This window comes from Pseudomonas sp. GM50 (assembly GCF_000282375.1).
Classification (GTDB): Bacteria; Pseudomonadota; Gammaproteobacteria; order Pseudomonadales; family Pseudomonadaceae; genus Aquipseudomonas.
In genome coordinates, this window is sequence record NZ_AKJK01000048.1 from 22,665 (window position 1) to 39,745 (window position 17,081).

The following is a 17,081-nucleotide window of genomic DNA, read 5'->3' on the forward strand; positions in this document are numbered from 1 at the left end:
CGAGGCCGTTCGCGCAGCGATATGCAACCACTCTGGCGTAGGTTTTATGTCTCGTCTTTTACATGGATGTAGCCTCAGCGGCTCCTTTGCCTCTTCACCTGCCGGGCTCGCACCATTGGCCGCGTCACTGCGCTACCAAGCAACGGCGCTGGGCCTGAACCCACAGGCCACGGTCGATGATCCGGTGCACGAGGGGTTGAGCTTTACCCTGCGTCACCCTGATCTGAAACCACTCAATGGGCTGATTCATGGCTGGCCCGACGGCAGCTGCGCGGGCGTCACCGAACATACCGTGCAGGCAGCCTGCGGGCTGATGTCGGTGCATGGCCGGGCCAGCGGCAAGGCCCAAGGGCTGGGGGTGAATTATGTCTCGACCCTCAGTGCCAGCCTGGCCCTGCAAGGCGCGTTTGCCGCAGCGCTTGGGCAGTTGCGCGGTGGCGACTTCAACACTGTAACCACTTCCATGGCCGCGGCCGGGGTACTCGGTATTGCCCAATACCTGGCGGGTGCGACTGCGGGCGCTGAAGCCGAACGTCTGTTACCGGGGGCCACGTGCGCGAAAAATCGTCCGCCCTTTGTGTCGGCCGATGGCGTGCACTTCGAACTGGAAACCCTGGACGCCGAACCCTGGCGGCGCTTTTGGGCGGAGGTGGGCATCGACGGCGAACTGGCCGGGCAGGGCTGGAAGGCCTTCCTGCTGCGTTATGCCAAGGCTGTTGCGCCAATGCCGGCGGTGTTCCGTCAGGCCTTGGCGCGCTTGTCCATGGCCCGGATCAGCGCCCTGTGCGCGTTGAACGGAATGGCTGTGTGCCCGGTGCGCAGCCTCGCCGAGCGTCGGGCTGACCGCGATCTGCCCGGCCAACTGGAACAGGGGCCGTGGGCCTTCGACGCTGTCAGCGCGGGCGGCAAAGCATTGCCTGACCTGAATGGGCAAGCACTGCCCTTGAGTGGCCTGACGGTGATCGAGTCGTGCCGGCGGATCCAGGGCCCGCTCGCCGGGCATCTGTTGGCGCTGCTGGGTGCCGAAGTGATCCGCATCGAGCTGCCCGGTGGCGACCCGCTGCGCGGCATGCCGCCTTGCGTCGATGGGGTGTCGGTGCGCTTTGACGCCCTCAATCGGCACAAGCAAGTCCGTGAGCTGGACATCAAGTCCGCCGCTGGCCGCGAAGAACTGTACGAGCGAGTCAGGGACGCTGACGTGTTCCTGCACAACTGGGCGCCGGGCAAGGCCGCCGAACTGGCTCTGGATCGCGCCGACCTGATGCGGGTCAATCCGGGGCTGGTCTATGCCTACGCCGGCGGCTGGGGCCATGACCGTCCGGGGGAACCCTTGCCGGGCACCGACTTCGTGGTCCAGGCGTGGTCCGGTGTTGGCGAACAAATCGGCCTGGCCTCGGCGACGCCCGGCGGTTCGCTGTTCACCGTGCTGGATGTGCTGGGCGGAGTGGTCGCCGCTCAAGGGGTCAGCGCCGCTTTGCTGCATCGAGCCCTCAGCGGGCAGAGCGTACGGGTCGACAGTTCGCTGCTCGGCGCCGCCAACCTGCTGTGCGTGCAGCCATTGCAAGAAGAGAGATTCGCCGACAGCAGTCTGCTCAAGGGCGTGTATCCGACGCTGGCCGGGCTGCTGGCCATCGACTGCCAGACCCCGGCCCAACTTGAGCAACTGGAAAATATCCTCGCCTGCGATCTGCACAGCGACCCCGAGGGGGGTGATGCGCTGATTCGCAGTGCCTTGGCGTCGCAGTCCGCCGCTACCTGGCAACAGGTGCTGGGCGACGCCGCCATACCGGCCTCCGTGGCCGTAGAAGACCTGTCGCAGCTGGCTCAAGACAGGCGATTGAAGACGTGTTTAAGCGTGAATACCTACACCTCGGTCAACGCTCACTGGAGTTTTCGATGAACAACGCAGGCATTATTGATCTGGTCCCCGCTGACGTTCGCAGTGTTTGGGAGCGCGACGGCACCTACCCAAATCGTTCGGTCTACCAACTGTTCCGCGAGCACGCGCTGCATGCGCCGCAGAAACCGGCGGTGCTCTCACCCGAAGGCACACTCAGCTATGGCGAGTTGCATGATGCCGCGCTGCGCATGGCCGCGAGCCTGCGCGCCGCTGGCATCGTCGCCGGCGATGTGGTCGCTTATCAACTGACTAACAGTTGGCGCAGTTGCGCCATCGACCTCGCCGCCGCGGCCCTGGGGGCGGTGGTCGCGCCGTTTCCACCGGGACGCGGCAGCCTCGACATTCAGGCCCTGGTGCGCCGTTGCGATGCGCGGGCGGTGATTGTTCCAGCGGAATATGCCGGCATCGATTTGTGCCAGGTCATCGAGGCCCTGCGACCGAGCCTGTTGTCGCTGCGGGTGCTGATCGTCGAGGGTTGCGTGCGCGATGGCTGGTTGAATCTGCAGGACATGCTCCAGGCCGAGCCGTTGACCGAAGAGCAATTGCCCAAGGTTTGCCCCAACTCGCCGGTGCGCTTGCTGGTGTCTTCCGGCACCGAATCCGAACCCAAGCTGGTGGCCTATTCGCACAACGCCCTGGTGGGCGGGCGCGGGCGTTTCCTGCAGCGCATCCACCCCGAAGGCGAGAGCTTTCGCGGGCTGTATCTGGTGCCGTTGGGCTCGTCCTTCGGTTCCACCGCGACCTTTGGCAGCCTGTCCTGGCTCGGCGGTTCGATTGCCGTGTTGCCGCAGTTCGACGTAGGGGCGGCGATCGAGGCCATCGAGCAGCTGCGTCCGACCCACATTCTCGGGGTGCCGACCATGCTCCAGCGCATCGCCGCCGATGCCCGCCTGGAACAGGCCGACAAGTCCAGCCTGGTGGGGCTGATCTGCGGTGGTTCGTTGATTGATGAAGTGACCGTGCGCCGCTGTGTCGAGGCGTTCGGTTGCGGTTTTATCAGCCTCTATGGTTCGGCGGACGGGGTGAACTGTCACAACACCCTGGACGATGCTCAGGACGTGGTGTTTTACAGTGTCGGCCGGCCTAACCCGGCGGTGTGCGCGATCAAGATTTCCGACGAGCAAGGCATTGAATTGCCCCAGGGCAGCGTCGGCGAAATCAAGGCCCGCGGCCCGTTAAGCCCCATGCAATATGTGAATGCCCCGGAACTCGACGCGCAATATCGCGATGCTGAAGGCTGGGTCAACACCGGCGACCTGGGCTACATCGATTCCGACGGCTACCTGGTTCTGGCCGGGCGCAAGAAGGACATCATCATCCGTGGCGGTGCCAATATCAGCCCGGTGCAGATCGAAACCCTGGCCACCGCCCACCCGGATGTGGTCAGCGTCGCGTGCGTGGCGGTGCCAGACCCGGACCTCGGCCAGCGGGTGTGCATCTGCGTGACCCTGCGTGACGGCGCGCCGCGCTTCTCCCTGAGCGAGCTGACCGACTACCTGCGCGAGCAAGGCCTGGAGGTCAACAAACTGCCGGAGTACCTGCGCTTCTACCGACAGCTGCCGCTGACCCCGGCAGGCAAGATCGACAAGAAATCCCTGGCCGCCGAAGTGGCGTTTCTCGAGTGCGGGGCGGGCATCGCATGTTGAGTGCACAGCCATTGGCCGCCACCCGGGACAGCGCGGAGCTGGCCCGGGCGGTGCGACGTTTTGTCGACGAGCGCATCATCCCGCTGGAGGCCGAACTGGCGGGGGAGCCCCGGCAGGCCGCCCAGCGTATGGCCGAACTCAGCGCCGAGGCACGGGCGGCCGGGCTTTGGGGCAGTTTTTACCCTCAGGCCCTCGGCGGGCGTATCACCAGCCTGCGCGACTATCTGGCGGTGGCCGAGCAGGAGGGGCGATCCGAGTACGCCCCGGCCATTTTCGGTGACGATGCCACTCTGGATCTGTACATGCTCACCCGGCATGCCCGCGAGGACATTCGCCAGCGCTTTCTCGAACCTTTGGCGGCGGGGACGCTGGTCTCCAGTTACGGCATGTCCGAGCCCGACAGCATCGGCTCGATCCCGGCAACCCTGAACAGCCACGCCGAGTTTGTCGACGGCCAGTGGTTGTTGAGCGGGCGCAAGTGGTTCATCTGCCGCGCCGAGCGCGCGGGGCTGATCACGGTGATTGCCCGCACCGGCTCCGGCCCGCTGGAAAATGGGCTGTCGATGTTGCTGGTGCCCAGTGATGCGCCGGGCTTTCGGGTCGAGCGACCGTTGTCGATCCTCGGACGGTTCTCTGGCCAGGGCGAGCTGTCTTTCGACCAGGTGCGGGTCCCGCCCAGCCATGTGTTGGGGCAACCGGGGCAAGGGCTGGCGCTGATGCAGGAACGCCTGGGGTTGGGGCGGATTTTGCGCTCGGTGCATTGGCTGGGCCTGGCCCAGCGCTGTTTCGACCTGATGTGCGCGCGTATCCACTCGGCCCGTGGCCAACAGGCGCGGCTGGCGGATAAACAGCTGGTGCGTCAGCGGGTATTCAAGGTCTATCAGGCCATCGCCAGCGCCCGCTTGCTGCTGCAGGACGCGGCCGGTAAACACGATGCCGGGGTGGCCAACAGCATCGAGGTCAACATCGCCAAGGTCGCCGCGTCCCAGGCCTTGAGCGAGGCCGTGGATTCGGCGATCCAGATCATGGGCGCCGAGGGCCTGAGTGAGCTGTCGCCGCTGTCGGGGATTTACCGCACCGCACGCACCACGCACATTCTCGACGGCACCGACGATGCGCTGATCAGTGCGGTGGGCCGACAACTGCTGGACAGTTGTGGCGACGCCGGACTGGATTTCGACTGGCCGTCGGTGACGCAGGGAGCGGGCCGATGACTGAGCCAAAAGCCCCGCGAGGCTGGTGGCTGCGGGTGGTACTGACCGCAGCTATGGCCTTGCCGATGCTGATCTTTTACGCCGTCGGCACCCTTGGCCCATTAATCGTCGCCGACCTTGGCGTGCCGACCCATTGGCTGGGTTGGCTGATCACCAGCGCCTTCGGTTTTGCCGCGCTGTTGTCGTTGTGGGCCGGGCCGCTGGTCAACTGGCTGGGCACCCGGCGGGCCATGGCGATGTTGTTCTGGAGCACGGTGGGCGCCTATGGCTTGCTGGCCAGCCTGCCGGGATTCGTCGGCGTGGTACTGGCCCTGGCAGCGTGCGGGATTGCCCAGGCGTTGGCCAACCCGGTGACCAATTTGCTGATCGCCGAGCGTGTCGAACCCCGGCACAAGGCAGCGGTGGTCGGCTTGAAACAATCCGGGGTGCAGGTCTCGGCGCTGTTTGCCGGCTTGTTGCTGCCGACTCTGGCCGTGATGTTCGGCTGGCGTATGGCCTTGGCGAGTTTGCTGGTGCCGGCCTTGTTGCTGGCGTTTCTCGGGCCGCGAGTGGCTCGCCGTGAGCACCAAGGCAAACCGCTGAGTTTTGCCGTTACCCGTCCCAACGGTCGGCTGGCGCTGTTGATGAGCGTGCAGTTGTGCGTGGGCATCGTGCTTTCGTCGTTCGTGACCTTTCTCGGGGTGTTCGCCGCGGGGCAGGGGATGCCGGCGACGTTGATCGGCGGCCTGATCGCCGGCTTCGGCGTGATGGGCATTGTGGCGCGGATTTTCCTGACACCGTTGGGCGCGCGCATGGTTGATGAGTCCTGGCTGCTGCTGGTGTTATTGCTGCTGTCGAGCCTGGCCTTGTGGCTGACTTCCCTGGCCGTGCCGGGCAGTCACTGGCCGTTATGGGCCGGGGCTCTGGGCATGGGGCTGACCGCAGTTGCGACCAACGCCATTGCCATGAGCATGGTCCTGCGCGACCCGGGTTTCGGCAGCCCGGCGCCGGCCGCAGGTTTGCTGTCGGTGGGTTTCTTTGGTGGTTTTGCGCTGGGCCCGCCATTGTTCGGTCTGGTGCAAAACGGGCCTCGGGGGTTTGCCTATGCCTGGCTGGCGTTGATCGGGGTGTTGCTGGTGGGCTGCCTGCTGAGCCTGTTGTTGTCGCGGGTTCGGCAACGCCACAGAAGCAGCGCAGTCGAGTCATTCTTGAGGGTGGTCAAATGAGTCACTTCGAAGTCCTGGATCATCCCCTTGAGATCGCTGAAAGTCAGCGCGCCATCAACGCCATCTTCACGCGACTGGAGCAGATCGATGCCGCTTGTGGCCAGGCCTTTCCCCTGTACTGCACGCAGGACAGCGGGGTATGGAAGGTTTCTGCCAGCGGCTCCTGGCTGGGTGGGTTCTGGGCCGGGTTGTGGTGGCTGCGAGCCCATTGCCGTCGGCGTCAGGAATATCTGCAACAGGCGCGGCGCATCGCCGAGCGGTTGCGGGACAAGCTCGATAGCGATACCCATCATCGCAGCCTGATTTTCTGGTACGGCGCCGGGTTGGGCGCACGCCTGTTGGCCGATCCCCAGGCCGAGGAACTGGCAGATGAGGCGGTGCAGCGTCTGACCCAGGCGTTCGATCCGGTGCTGGGCTGCATCCCCCTCGGCCGCGAAATGGGTGGCGGTGAACACGGTGACAGCTGTTTGAGCATCGATCCGCTGGCCGCGACCCTGCAGCTGTTTGCCCTGAATGCCGAACCACGACTGCTGGGACTGGGCCGCCAACAGTTGCAAACATCCTTCCGTGCCTGCGCCGGCGCGCACGGTACCTGGAGCAGCCATGCGCGTTTTGATCAGGGGCAATGGCAGGCTGGCGATGATCTGGGCAATTGGTCTCGGGGTCAGGCCTGGGCCATGCTCGGCCTGGGCACGGGCGCCTGCTTGTACGGTGCGCCGTTCAGCAGCGACGCCGAAAGGGCAAGCCAGTACTGGCTGCGCAGTCGAGGTGTGTGCGTCCCGCTCAATCGCCTGGATCAGCCCCAGGGACTGAACGACCCGTGCGCCGCGGCGATGACGGCCTTGGCCCTGCTAGGGCAGGCGGCGGGTGTTGTCGAGGTTGAAGGTGCCGTCGAGGCTGAGGTGCTGTGGCAACAGGCGGGCCAGTTACTGGCGGCGATCGTGCGCAGCGCCGACTTCAAAAATGGGCGCTTTATCGGCCATTGCTATCGCACCACGACGGTGGAGCAGAAGGTCGAATCGGCCTGCGGCAGCTTCTTTCTGTTGGCGGCGCTGCTGGCCTGGACCGGGGAGATCGATCCGCGCTGGATCTGAGCAGAGCCTTCATAGCGACGCCCTGACCACCAATGGACAATCAACCGGCTGGGCTCCCTCTACCTCAAGGGCTTCGATCAAGTGCCGGGCCGCATTGCGACCGATCTCGTAGTACGGCAATTGCACGGTGGTCAGCGGCGGGATGAACAGTTCAGCGATACCGATCATGTTGTCGTAGCCGAGCACCGCGACGTCGCCGGGAATTTTCAGGCCACGGCCCAACAACAGCTGATAAGCACAAAAGGCAATACGGTCGTTGCCACAAATCAGAATGTCGAATTCCGGGCGACCTTCAATAATGTGCCTGTCGAGGATGGCTGCGGTTTCACCATAGGCGTCATGATCGGAAAGGTCGTATTGCAGGAGTGCGTCAGGCGCAAGGCCAAATGCCTGACAGGCTCGCTGCAGGCCTTTTTGCCGCAGCTCCCAGGCCAGACTCTGTTTGGGCAGATTGATGCACAGAGGGCGCCGATAGCCCTGGCTCAACGCGTGATGTACGGCGCGATACTGCCCGGTTTCGTCGTCTGGCACATAACTCACCAGGCGACTGTCATCCGCCAGGCAATTGGCGAGTACCAGGGGTTTGCTCTTCAAACGCTCGGGAATGCACACCTGGCGAAACCCCATGGCGCTGAAGATCAACCCGTCGGGACGGTGCGACAACATCAGGTCGATGTTCTGATCGGTGGGCGGGTTGCTCAACAGGTTAAGGATGAACACATTCCAACCCGCCTGCTGCGCGGTCTGTTCGATGGACAGCAGCAACTCGACCGCGAACGGTGTGGTCGCGGTGTCCAGCGCGAACACACCGATGGTCCGCGACTGGAGGTTGTCGCCGCGCATCTTGCGCGCCGACAGGCTCGGTACGAATTGCAGTTCATCAATGGCGCGACGCACCCGCTGAAGGGTTTCGGGGCTCAGTTTTTCCGGGTTGTTGAGCGCGCGAGAAACCGTCATCAGGGACACGCCGGCCAGTTGTGCAACGTCTTTCACTGAAGTCATGCGAGGCGAGGCCGGTCAGGTTGACGCAGAATCATGACACAGGCCCCGGGCTTCTCGCGACTCGAATGACGCTGCTCATAGCCATCCCGAGGCCAGAGGCCATGCCTTGGGAATGCAGACACGCCCGCCACTTCCGCTGGCCAGCAGCTTCACGCCCAGGCTGTCGGGCCGCGGATAGAGGCGACTGCTGAGGCTGAAGCGCCCGTTTTCGTCGAACACCTCGATGGACGAGCGATCGAGGAACACCCGCAGTTCCAGTTGCCCTTGTGTCGGGTCTATCGCCACGCTGCGCTGGCCGGTGACTTGAGCACCCGAGCGGCTACGGTCAAGCACCAGGCGCTGCAGCGCAGCATCGTAGTAAAGCAGGGTTTCTTCATGACCATCATCGCTGCAACGCAAGGCGATTCCGAGGTGGCCGTCGGTGCAGCCGAGCAGATCCAGATGCACATGGATTTCGAGCATATCGCCATTCACTTCCGGCACCCACCGGGTTCCCGACTCTCCCCACCAGAGCGTGCCCGGCAATGGCGCCTGGCGCAGAGCGGTGAGCTCCCGTGCCGGATACACGCAAAGGCGATCGGCGCACAGTTCAAGTTCGCGTGGCACACCGAGCATGCCACACCAGTGATGGGCCTGGCTCGGCATCGGGCTTTCCCACATGTCGAGCCATGCCCACACAAGACGCCGGCCATCGGCGGCCAGTAGCGTTTGCGCGGCATAGAAGTCGTGGCCGTTATCCAGCTCGATAAAAGGCCCGCCGGTGAAGTGCCATTCGCTGTCGAGTCGACCCACTCGATAACCGGTCTGGTACTTGTTAAGTCGTTCGTACCCCTGGGGTTGCATGCCTTGAGGGGAGTACAGCAGCACATCGCGCCCGTTCAGCCGGAACAGATCCGGGCACTCCCACATATAGCCATCGCCCTCGCTGCCGCTAGACACATAGTCGAGGAACTCCCAGGTGTGCAGATCGGTGGAACGGTACAGCGGCAGCAGCGGTTTATCGCCCAGGCGTGCGCCGGCAATCAGATACCAACAGTCATCCTCCTGCCAGACCTTGGGGTCGCGAAAGTGCATGATCGTGTCTTGCGGCGCGGTCTCGATGACGGCGCCATGCTTGACGAACCGGATGCCGTCGGTGCTGGTGGCCAGGCACTGGACTTGACGGATCGAGCGCTCGTCACCCACTTCTCCCAGCCAGGTGTGCCCGGTATAGATCAGCGCCAGGGTATCGCCACACACCACCGCGCTACCGGAAAAACAACCGTCACGGTCGAAGTCATCGCCGGGCGCCAGTGCAATGGGCAGATGCTGCCAATGGACCAGATCGGCACTCTTGGCATGCCCCCAATACATCGGGCCCCATTTCGCTTCGAAAGGGTAGTGCTGATAGAAAACGTGGTATTCGCCACGAAAGTACACCACCCCGTTTGGGTCGTTCATCCAGCCCGCCGCAGGGGCAAGATGATAACCGGGTTGGTAATCGTGGATGACGCGAGACAGGCCATCATTCAGCGCTTGCTGCGCAAGTTCAAGGGTAGCGGACATCGGATCGTTCATGGAATTCAAAGCCAAGGTCATAGGGCTGCTTCTCGTACCGAGTGCAGCAGGACGCCGTGCGGGTAGCGTTTCAAGGCTGTGCCGTCGGCGTCGAACAGGTGCAGGTTGCCGGGGTCCAGCTGCAACTCGACCTGATCGCCCACTCGCCATCCGGCGTTGACTTCACAACGACAGATCAGTGGTTCGTCCTGACCGGTATCGAGGTGCACATAGGTTTCGCTGCCCAGATACTCGACCCCGGTGACGACGACGCCGGCGGTTCCATCCGCTGCCTTGAGCGACACGTGTTCCGGGCGGATTCCCAGGCTCAGTTGAGCGTCCGCCGCCAGGTTCGAGCTGTCGAAGGGCAGGGAGCTCATCCCCAATACGGGGGTATGAACCAGGCTGGTTTTACCTGGCGCATGCAGGCGCGCCGCCAGAAAATTCATTCTGGGCGAACCGAGGAAACCGGCGACAAAGCGACTGGCCGGGCGTTCATAGAGTTCGCGCGGTGAGCCGACCTGCTCGACGCGACCGCCATTGAGCACGACAATTTTGTCGGCCAGGGTCATCGCTTCAACCTGATCGTGGGTGACATAGATCATGGTCGAGCCCAGCCGATCATGCAGCCGGGCGATTTCGTTGCGCATCTGCACCCGCAAGGACGCATCCAGGTTGGACAGCGGCTCATCGAACAACAGAATGTCCGGTTCCCGCGCCATGGCTCTGCCCATGGCCACACGCTGACGCTGCCCACCGGACAGTTCCTTTGGCTTGCGTTGCAGCAGTTTGTCCAATTGCAGGATTTGCGCGGTTTTCAGCACGCGCTCGCGCAGGCTGGTCTTTTCCGTCTTGGCCAGTTTGAGGCCAAAACTGATGTTGTCGTAGACGCTCATGTGCGGGTACAGCGCATAAGACTGAAACACCATGCCGACGCCACGCTCGCGCGGCTCCAGGTCGTTGACCCGACGCCCGTCGATCAGCAGGTCGCCGCCGCAGATCGAATCCAGTCCGGCGATCAGTCGTAGCAGGGTCGACTTTCCGCAGCCCGAAGGGCCGACGAACACCACGAATTCACCCGCCGCGATTTCCAGGCTGACGTCGCGAAGAATCCGCGCGCCGCCCAATTGTTTGTTCACGTTGTCCAGTTTCAATTTGATCACGATGCTGTTCCTTGTCTTTGTTGGGCATCAACCCTTTAACGCGCCGGCAGTGAGACCGGAAACGATTCGGCGCTGGAAGATCAGCACCAGAATCACCAGTGGGACGGTGACCAGCACCGAGGCGGCCATCAACAACCCCCAAGGCAACTCATGAGGGCTGCCGCCGGAAATCAAGGCGATGGCGACCGGCACCGTGCGTTGGGTGTCGGTGAGGGTGAAGGTCAGGGCAAACAGGAACTCGTTCCACGCGGCGATAAAGGCCAATAAGCCAGTGGTGACCAGTGCGGGCCAGAGCAGCGGCAACAGCACTCGGGTCAGCGTGACCCAGGGCGACGCGCCATCCATGATTGCCGCTTCTTCCAGTTCATGGGGCAGCTGCCCCATGAACGTGGTCAGCACCCAGACGGTGAAGGGCAGGGTGAAAATCGTGTAGCTCAGGATCAATGCCCAGGAGGTGTTGTACAGACCGAGGGCGCGGATCACTTCGAACAACCCCGACAGCACCGCGACCTGGGGAAACATCGACACGCCAAGGACCATCATCAAGACCGTGCCACGCCCACGAAACTTCACCCGGCCCAAGGCATAGGCGGCGGTCAGGCTGAGGAACAGCGCCAGTGTCACCACGCACAGCGCAACCACCAGAGAGTTGCCGATAGCCCGCAGGAATGAGGCTTGATGGAGCACCGCCGCGTAATTGGAGAAGTCGGGGTTATCGATCCAGTAGCTCACCTCGAACAGGGCGCTGGACGGCTTCAGCGACGTCACGATGGCGTAGTAGAAAGGGAAGACCGCATACAGCAGCAGAACCCCGATCAGGCACCAGAATCCGAGACGCAACAGCGATTTTTTCAGTAGGCGCAGGTTCATGACCGGACCTCCAGTTGACGGCGTCCGAGGTAGAGATAAAGCATGGCGATGACTGCAACCACCAGAAACAACAGCGTCGAGGCCGCGCTGCCGTAACCGACGTCCTGGAACTCCACCAGGTGCTGGCGGGCATACACCGACATACTCATGGTGCTCGATGAGTTCGAGGTCAGCACGTAGATCACGTCGAATACCCGCAGGGAGTCGAGGATGCGGAAGATCGCCGCCACCAGCAGTGCGGGCATCAACAGGGGAAGCGTGACACGCCAGAACACCTTCAGCGGATGAATGCCATCGACCCTGGCGGCTTCGTAGCAATCGCTCGGCAACATCTGCAAGGCCGCCAGCATCAGCAGCGTGACAAAAGGCACGGTCTTCCAGACGTCGACGATGATCACCGCCCACATCGACAGATCCGCATCTGCCGTCCAGGCCAGGGGCGCGTCAATCAGGCCGAGGCTCAGCATCAGGTGATTGATGATGCCGAACTGGTCGTTAAGCATCCATGACCAGATCTTCGCCGAGACAATGGTCGGGATCGCCCACGGAATCAGAATCAACGCACGCACCAGCGAGCGGCCGGTGAACTTGATGTTCAGCAGCAACGCCACCAGCAGTCCCAGTACGACTTCCAGGCCCACCGACACCACGGTGAAATGCAAGGTGTTGCGCACCGCGTTCCACCATTGTGGATCGACCAGAATGCCCGACCAGCTGGAACCGTTGTGGAACAGATAATTGGCAAAGCCTATGAAGGTTCCGCCACCGGTGTCCGCCAGGTTGGCGTCGGTCAGGCTGAACCAGAATGTGCGCAATAACGGCCAGGCTGCCACCAGGGCCAGACACAGCAACATCGGCGTCAGAAACAGCCAGGCAGCGCGCACTCGGCGACGTTGTACGGGCGTTTCCCTGGTGAGCAGAAGCTCGTCACAGGGGACATGGGTAGAAGAGACAGACATGGTGATTTCCTTCCTTGTGGCTTACCAGTTCCGGCGTTTGATGCGCGTGAGTTCGCTTTCCAGTTCGGCCAGCGCCTGATCGACAGGCAACTCGCCCGCGAGCACGCCATGCACTCGATCGAAGAACGCATTGGAGACCCGTGGATAGCGATCGGCAGTGATGGAGGCGGGGCGCATCACCCCATCGTTGAGAATGCTGTGCAGCTGAGCGTAGTAAGGCATTGCCGCGAGCAATTCGGGGTCTTGATACAGCGACTCGATAACCGGGTTATAGGCGCCTATCAGGGCACGATGTTTTTGCTCTTGGGCACTGGTCAGGTAGCTCACCAGTTCTGCGGCAAGTTTTGGGTGGGCGCTGTAACGCGATACCGCCAGACCCCAGCCACCGAGGGTGGATGCATGGCTGCCGGTCTCGCCGCCGCGGGGCAGGGGAGCAACCCCGACCTTGTCTTTTACGGCACTGTCCTGGCTTTGGACCAGGGCCCAGACATAAGGCCAGTTACGCATGAACAGCGCATTGCCCGACTGGAACACGCCACGGCCTTCCTCCTCGGTGTAATTGAGTACGCCACGCGGGGAGATGTCGCCGACCCAGCTTTTGGCCAGGGTCAACGCCGTTCTTGAAGCCTGACTGTTGACCACGATGTCGCCTCGTGAATTGACCAGCCCACCTTGCGGTTGGCTGCTGATCCACTCCAGCGCATTGCACGTCAGGCCCTCGTAGGCGCGCCCTTGAAAGATGTAACCCCACGCATTGGGATTCCCGGCAGTGCGCTCGGCCTGTTGAATATTCCTGGCGGTAGCGGTCATTTCCTCCCAGGTCTGGGGAACCTGCTGGTTGTACTTCTCGAGCAAGTCCTTGCGGTAATACAGCAGGCCCGAGTCGGTGAACCACGGCATCGTCACCAGCCGCCCGTTCACCGTGGCGTTATCCACCTGTGCCTGGAAGTAGCCTTGGGTCGCGTTGGCGGGAAGCACCTCGCGCAGGTCCATCAGGTGTTTAGCCAGCATCCCCGGCCACACCATATCGATTTGAATGATGTCGATGTCGGCGGACTGCGCACTGAGGATCTGTTGGTAGAACGACAATCGCTCGGTCGCCGAGTTAGGCGTGGAAACCACCTCGACGTTGTTGCCGGTCTGTTTCGACCATGCCTCGACAGCCTCCTTGCAGAGTTGTAACTCGGCACCCACCGCACCGCACGAGATCGTCAAATTGGCTGCGCTCGAGAGGGATGAAAGCCCGGCACAGAGGGTGAACAGTGCTGCTGGAAGAAGAGATTTGAGCTGTTTCATAAAGCCCTCTTTATTTTTGTTTTTAGAAAAGTTAACGTTAACATCGTCAATGTAGCAGCGTATTTGCGATGAGGCATCCTTTTTTTTGTCGATTTTGGCAATCCGCGAATCACGGAAAAAAGGCTCGGCCACTGGAACAAAACAATAAAAACAAAACAGGAAATCCACATGCAGAAAGCATCAAGATGGCTACTCGCAGGCGTGCTCAGCACCTCGGCGGCGACCACTCAGGCCGCGACCCTGGAAGAGCGCATGGCTGCGTTTGAAGCCCGTGCCAGCGCGGCGGAAAAACGTGCCGCCGCAGCCGAACAGCAAACCCAGGCACTCGCCAGGGAGTTGCAGCAAATCAAACTCGCCACCCCCACTTTGCAGCCGGCAGCATCCACGGCGACAACCACTGCGGCCCCCACACTGGACACCCGGCTGGCAAAACTCGAAGCCCGTCAGCAAAGCATGGAAAAGCAGGGCAGCAGCGGACACCTGACTGACGGTTTCAGCTTCAAGGGCTACGCCCGCTCCGGATTGCTGATCAACGATGGGCTGGGTGGTGGTCGTGGCGGCCCTTATACAACCCCGGCCGGTTCAGTCGGTGGTGCCGTCGGGCGACTCGGTAACGAAGACGACACCTACATGCGCATAGACCTGTCGAAAGAGATGTATGCGCAGAACGGCACCCGATCCAAATTCACCGTGTCCATCGCCGACGGTGTGGAAAGCTCCAACGACTGGACCGCCGACGAGAGCAACCTGAACGTGCGTCAGGTATTTACCGAACTCGATCATCTCGCTGCATTCAAGGGAAATTCAGTGTTCGAAAACTCCACCCTGTGGGCAGGCAAACGATTCGACAGGGACAATTTCGATATCCACTGGCTGGACTCGGACGTGGTCTTTCTGGCGGGCACCGGGGGTGGTATCTACGATGTGCAGATGAACAAGGACTGGCGCTCGAATTACTCCCTGATCGGGCGCAACTACGGGGATTTCAGTGAAGGCGGTGTCAATGCCGATGTGGAAAGCTACATCCTGACCTCCAACCAGTTCTTCGATAACGGTCAGTGGCAGTGGATGTTCAATGGCATTGGCTCAAAGAAAAACGACTTTGGCACCCGCAGCAATGCAGCGGGCCTGACGCCTGCGGATTCCGGTTTGCACAGCATGGTCGCGAATCATCAGAAAAACTTTTTCGGCAGGGAAGGTTTCTTCAAAACGGCGCTGCTCTACGGGCAAGGTCTGGGGGCAGAGGTCAAGAACATCGGCTCGGATGGCGAGCTGATCGACGACGCCCGCGCGCTGCGTTTGGCGCTTTATGGCGAGACCCCCATTGCACCCGGCTGGCGCATCGGCCCCAGCTTGTTGGCCGAACAAAGCAAGGACAGGTACGTCAAGGGTGACGATTACCGCTGGATGACCCTGAACGTGCGATTGGCCAATGAAATCAACAGCAATTTCGAGATGGCCTATGAAATGAGCTGGCAAACCATGGACCTCGACCCCAAGGGCTACATGCAACGTAATGCGGTCGACGGTAACTTCTGGAAATTCACCATTGCCCCAACCTTCAAACCCGACGTTGGAGACCTGCTCACACGCCCCGAATTGCGCGTGTTCGCAAGCCTGATGAACTGGTCTTCGGACCTGGACAGATACAGTTCCACAGATAACTTCGGCAAGTCGGACTTCAACGCCGGCGGTGTGTGGCAATACGGCATACAGATGGAAACCTGGTTTTAATGTGAGAGCGGGCTTGCTCGCGAAAGCGGTGTGTCAGTCAACATCAAAGCTGAATGACACACCGAATTCGCGAGCAAGCCCGCTCCCACGGGGTTTGCGTCAGGCCGCTCCTACACGTCCATCCTTACCTGGACTTCAACACCTTGGGATTTGAATTACCCCAGATCGTATAGAGGTCGGCCAACAACGCGCCGTTGATGGTCTCAAGCTCAGTCTGGGTAATTTCTTCATCACCCTGTTTGCCATACAGTACCACTTCATCCCCCGCTTGCACGCCCTTGATCCCACTGACGTCAACCATCAGCGTATTCATGGTGACCTTGCCGATCACCGGGGCGCGCTGGCCGTGAATCAGCACTGAGGCTTTGTTGGAGAATGCCCTTCGATAGCCGTCGGAGTAGCCGGCCGGGATGTTGGCGATCAATGAGTCTTTGCTCAGGGTAAAGGTGCGGTCGTAGCTGATGGTGCTGCCCGCCGGGTAGGCATTGACCGCCGCGACCCGCGACTTGAACTGCATCACCCGTTGAAACTCGTTATGCCCGCCCACTGGATAACCATAAAGCGCAGCCCCCGGGCGAACCATGTCCAGCCAACCTTCGGGCACCTCAAGGGTGGTGAAGGTATTGGCGCAGTGCAGGGTGATCAGGCTGCGGTCCAGTTTGGCGTGCTCGATCAGCCAGCCGGACTGCTCCTTGAATGTGGCCAGCCCACGGAGAACATCCTCGCGTTCCTCGACGGGAAAGTGAGTCATGATCCCGACGATATCCAAGTGATCCAGCCGCGTCACATCCACTGCCTGTTGTTGCCCCTGCGCCGTACTCATCTCCAGGCCATTGCGGCTCATGCCCGCCGAATTCAGCGCCAAGTGAACCGGCAGCTTTACGCCCTTGCGGGTGGCCAGTTCATTGAGCTGGCGTGCAACCTCCAGGTTACCGACCAGTTCCTCAATGTTGTAGCGCAGTGCACCCTCGACTTCTTCAACGGTAGCGCTGCGCAAACGCATCAGTCGGCCCTTGAAGCCTTTTGCCCGCGCAACGCGTGCCTCCTCGTTGCTCGCTACGCCGATACAGGTGATGCCCATCCTGATGGCGGAGGGGATCAGTAAACCAATGCCGTTTCCATAAGCGTCGGCTTTCATCACGGCGCACATCTGGCTTTTACCCGCCAGCCGTTGCTGGAGCTTGGCGATGTTTCCTTCGAAGGCCGCCTGATCAATCTCAAGCCAGGTGTTGGCCTGGCCTGATTGATTGTCGGCGCGAGGATGTTCAGGTGTGGGATCAAGTAAAGGGGCGGCGTCGACCACAGGCATCATTGCCGAGAAAGCCAGTGCGAGTGTCAGCGTGCTGAGCATAAAACGTGGCATATCGAGTCTTCCATACTGGATGAGGAAAGGCCCCATGCGCACGTGGATCTGGCATCAGCCAGATCCCTGTGGCATCGAGCGAACAGCCATGGAATTTTT

At 61.6% G+C, this 17,081-nt stretch carries 13 protein-coding genes; 6 read left to right on the forward strand and 7 right to left on the reverse strand.

Features of this window, described 5'->3' with window-relative positions; all coding sequences use genetic code 11:
• The first annotated feature begins 46 nt into the window (after positions 1–46).
• From PMI30_RS18345 to PMI30_RS18325, 5 genes are read left to right on the forward strand one after another with little or no spacing between them, the layout of a single operon-like run.
• On the forward strand, positions 47–1,900 hold the full coding sequence (locus PMI30_RS18345; protein ID WP_008008774.1) for a CoA transferase: 1,854 nt from the start codon (positions 47–49) through the stop codon (positions 1,898–1,900).
• Entirely contained in the window at positions 1,897–3,546 is a 1,650-nt protein-coding gene (locus PMI30_RS18340; protein WP_008008776.1) for a class I adenylate-forming enzyme family protein, read from the forward strand. The genes PMI30_RS18345 and PMI30_RS18340 overlap by 4 nt, the downstream gene beginning before the upstream one ends.
• Positions 3,540–4,760 (forward strand): acyl-CoA dehydrogenase family protein, encoded by a 1,221-nt coding sequence (locus PMI30_RS18335; RefSeq protein WP_008008778.1) that lies wholly within the window; start codon positions 3,540–3,542, stop codon positions 4,758–4,760. The genes PMI30_RS18340 and PMI30_RS18335 overlap by 7 nt, the downstream gene beginning before the upstream one ends.
• The gene (locus tag PMI30_RS18330) at positions 4,757–5,965 is read left to right on the forward strand and encodes an MFS transporter (RefSeq protein WP_008008779.1); all 1,209 of its coding nucleotides are present in this window, start codon (positions 4,757–4,759) and stop codon (positions 5,963–5,965) included. Before PMI30_RS18335 ends, PMI30_RS18330 begins: the two co-directional genes overlap by 4 nt.
• Entirely contained in the window at positions 5,962–7,059 is a 1,098-nt protein-coding gene (locus PMI30_RS18325) for a hypothetical protein (protein WP_008008781.1), read from the forward strand. Before PMI30_RS18330 ends, PMI30_RS18325 begins: the two co-directional genes overlap by 4 nt.
• Before the next feature lie 9 nt (positions 7,060–7,068).
• Here the strand turns inward: PMI30_RS18325 and PMI30_RS18320 are convergent, their stop codons facing one another.
• The 6 genes from PMI30_RS18320 to PMI30_RS18295 all read right to left on the reverse strand — a co-directional run bounded on the left by PMI30_RS18320 (position 7,069) and on the right by PMI30_RS18295 (position 13,885).
• Positions 7,069–8,061 (reverse strand): LacI family DNA-binding transcriptional regulator, encoded by a 993-nt coding sequence (locus PMI30_RS18320; protein WP_008008783.1) that lies wholly within the window; start codon positions 8,059–8,061, stop codon positions 7,069–7,071.
• 75 nt (positions 8,062–8,136) lie between these two features.
• Entirely contained in the window at positions 8,137–9,639 is a 1,503-nt protein-coding gene (locus tag PMI30_RS18315) for a glycoside hydrolase family 32 protein (RefSeq protein ID WP_008008785.1), read from the reverse strand.
• Positions 9,636–10,760, reverse strand: a complete 1,125-nt coding sequence (locus PMI30_RS18310) for an ABC transporter ATP-binding protein (RefSeq protein WP_007906207.1) — start codon at positions 10,758–10,760, stop codon at positions 9,636–9,638. The genes PMI30_RS18315 and PMI30_RS18310 overlap by 4 nt, the downstream gene beginning before the upstream one ends.
• Positions 10,761–10,787: 27 nt before the next feature.
• The gene (locus PMI30_RS18305) at positions 10,788–11,630 is read right to left on the reverse strand and encodes a carbohydrate ABC transporter permease (RefSeq protein WP_008008788.1); all 843 of its coding nucleotides are present in this window, start codon (positions 11,628–11,630) and stop codon (positions 10,788–10,790) included.
• Positions 11,627–12,589, reverse strand: coding sequence for a carbohydrate ABC transporter permease (locus PMI30_RS18300; RefSeq protein WP_008008790.1), 963 nt, complete (start codon positions 12,587–12,589; stop codon positions 11,627–11,629). Before PMI30_RS18300 ends, PMI30_RS18305 begins: the two co-directional genes overlap by 4 nt.
• 21 nt (positions 12,590–12,610) lie before the next feature.
• On the reverse strand, positions 12,611–13,885 hold the full coding sequence (locus PMI30_RS18295) for an ABC transporter substrate-binding protein (protein ID WP_008008791.1): 1,275 nt from the start codon (positions 13,883–13,885) through the stop codon (positions 12,611–12,613).
• A 168-nt stretch (positions 13,886–14,053) separates the two neighbouring features.
• Between PMI30_RS18295 and PMI30_RS18290 the strand changes: the two genes are divergently transcribed.
• The gene (locus tag PMI30_RS18290) at positions 14,054–15,619 is read left to right on the forward strand and encodes a carbohydrate porin (RefSeq protein ID WP_008008792.1); all 1,566 of its coding nucleotides are present in this window, start codon (positions 14,054–14,056) and stop codon (positions 15,617–15,619) included.
• Between the two features lie 124 nt (positions 15,620–15,743).
• On the opposite strand, the gene alr is transcribed toward PMI30_RS18290, so the two are convergent.
• Positions 15,744–16,982 carry an alanine racemase gene (alr, locus tag PMI30_RS18285; RefSeq protein WP_008008795.1) on the reverse strand — a complete coding sequence of 413 codons (1,239 nt, stop codon included), beginning with the start codon at positions 16,980–16,982 and terminating at the stop codon, positions 15,744–15,746.
• Positions 16,983–17,081 lie beyond the last annotated feature (99 nt).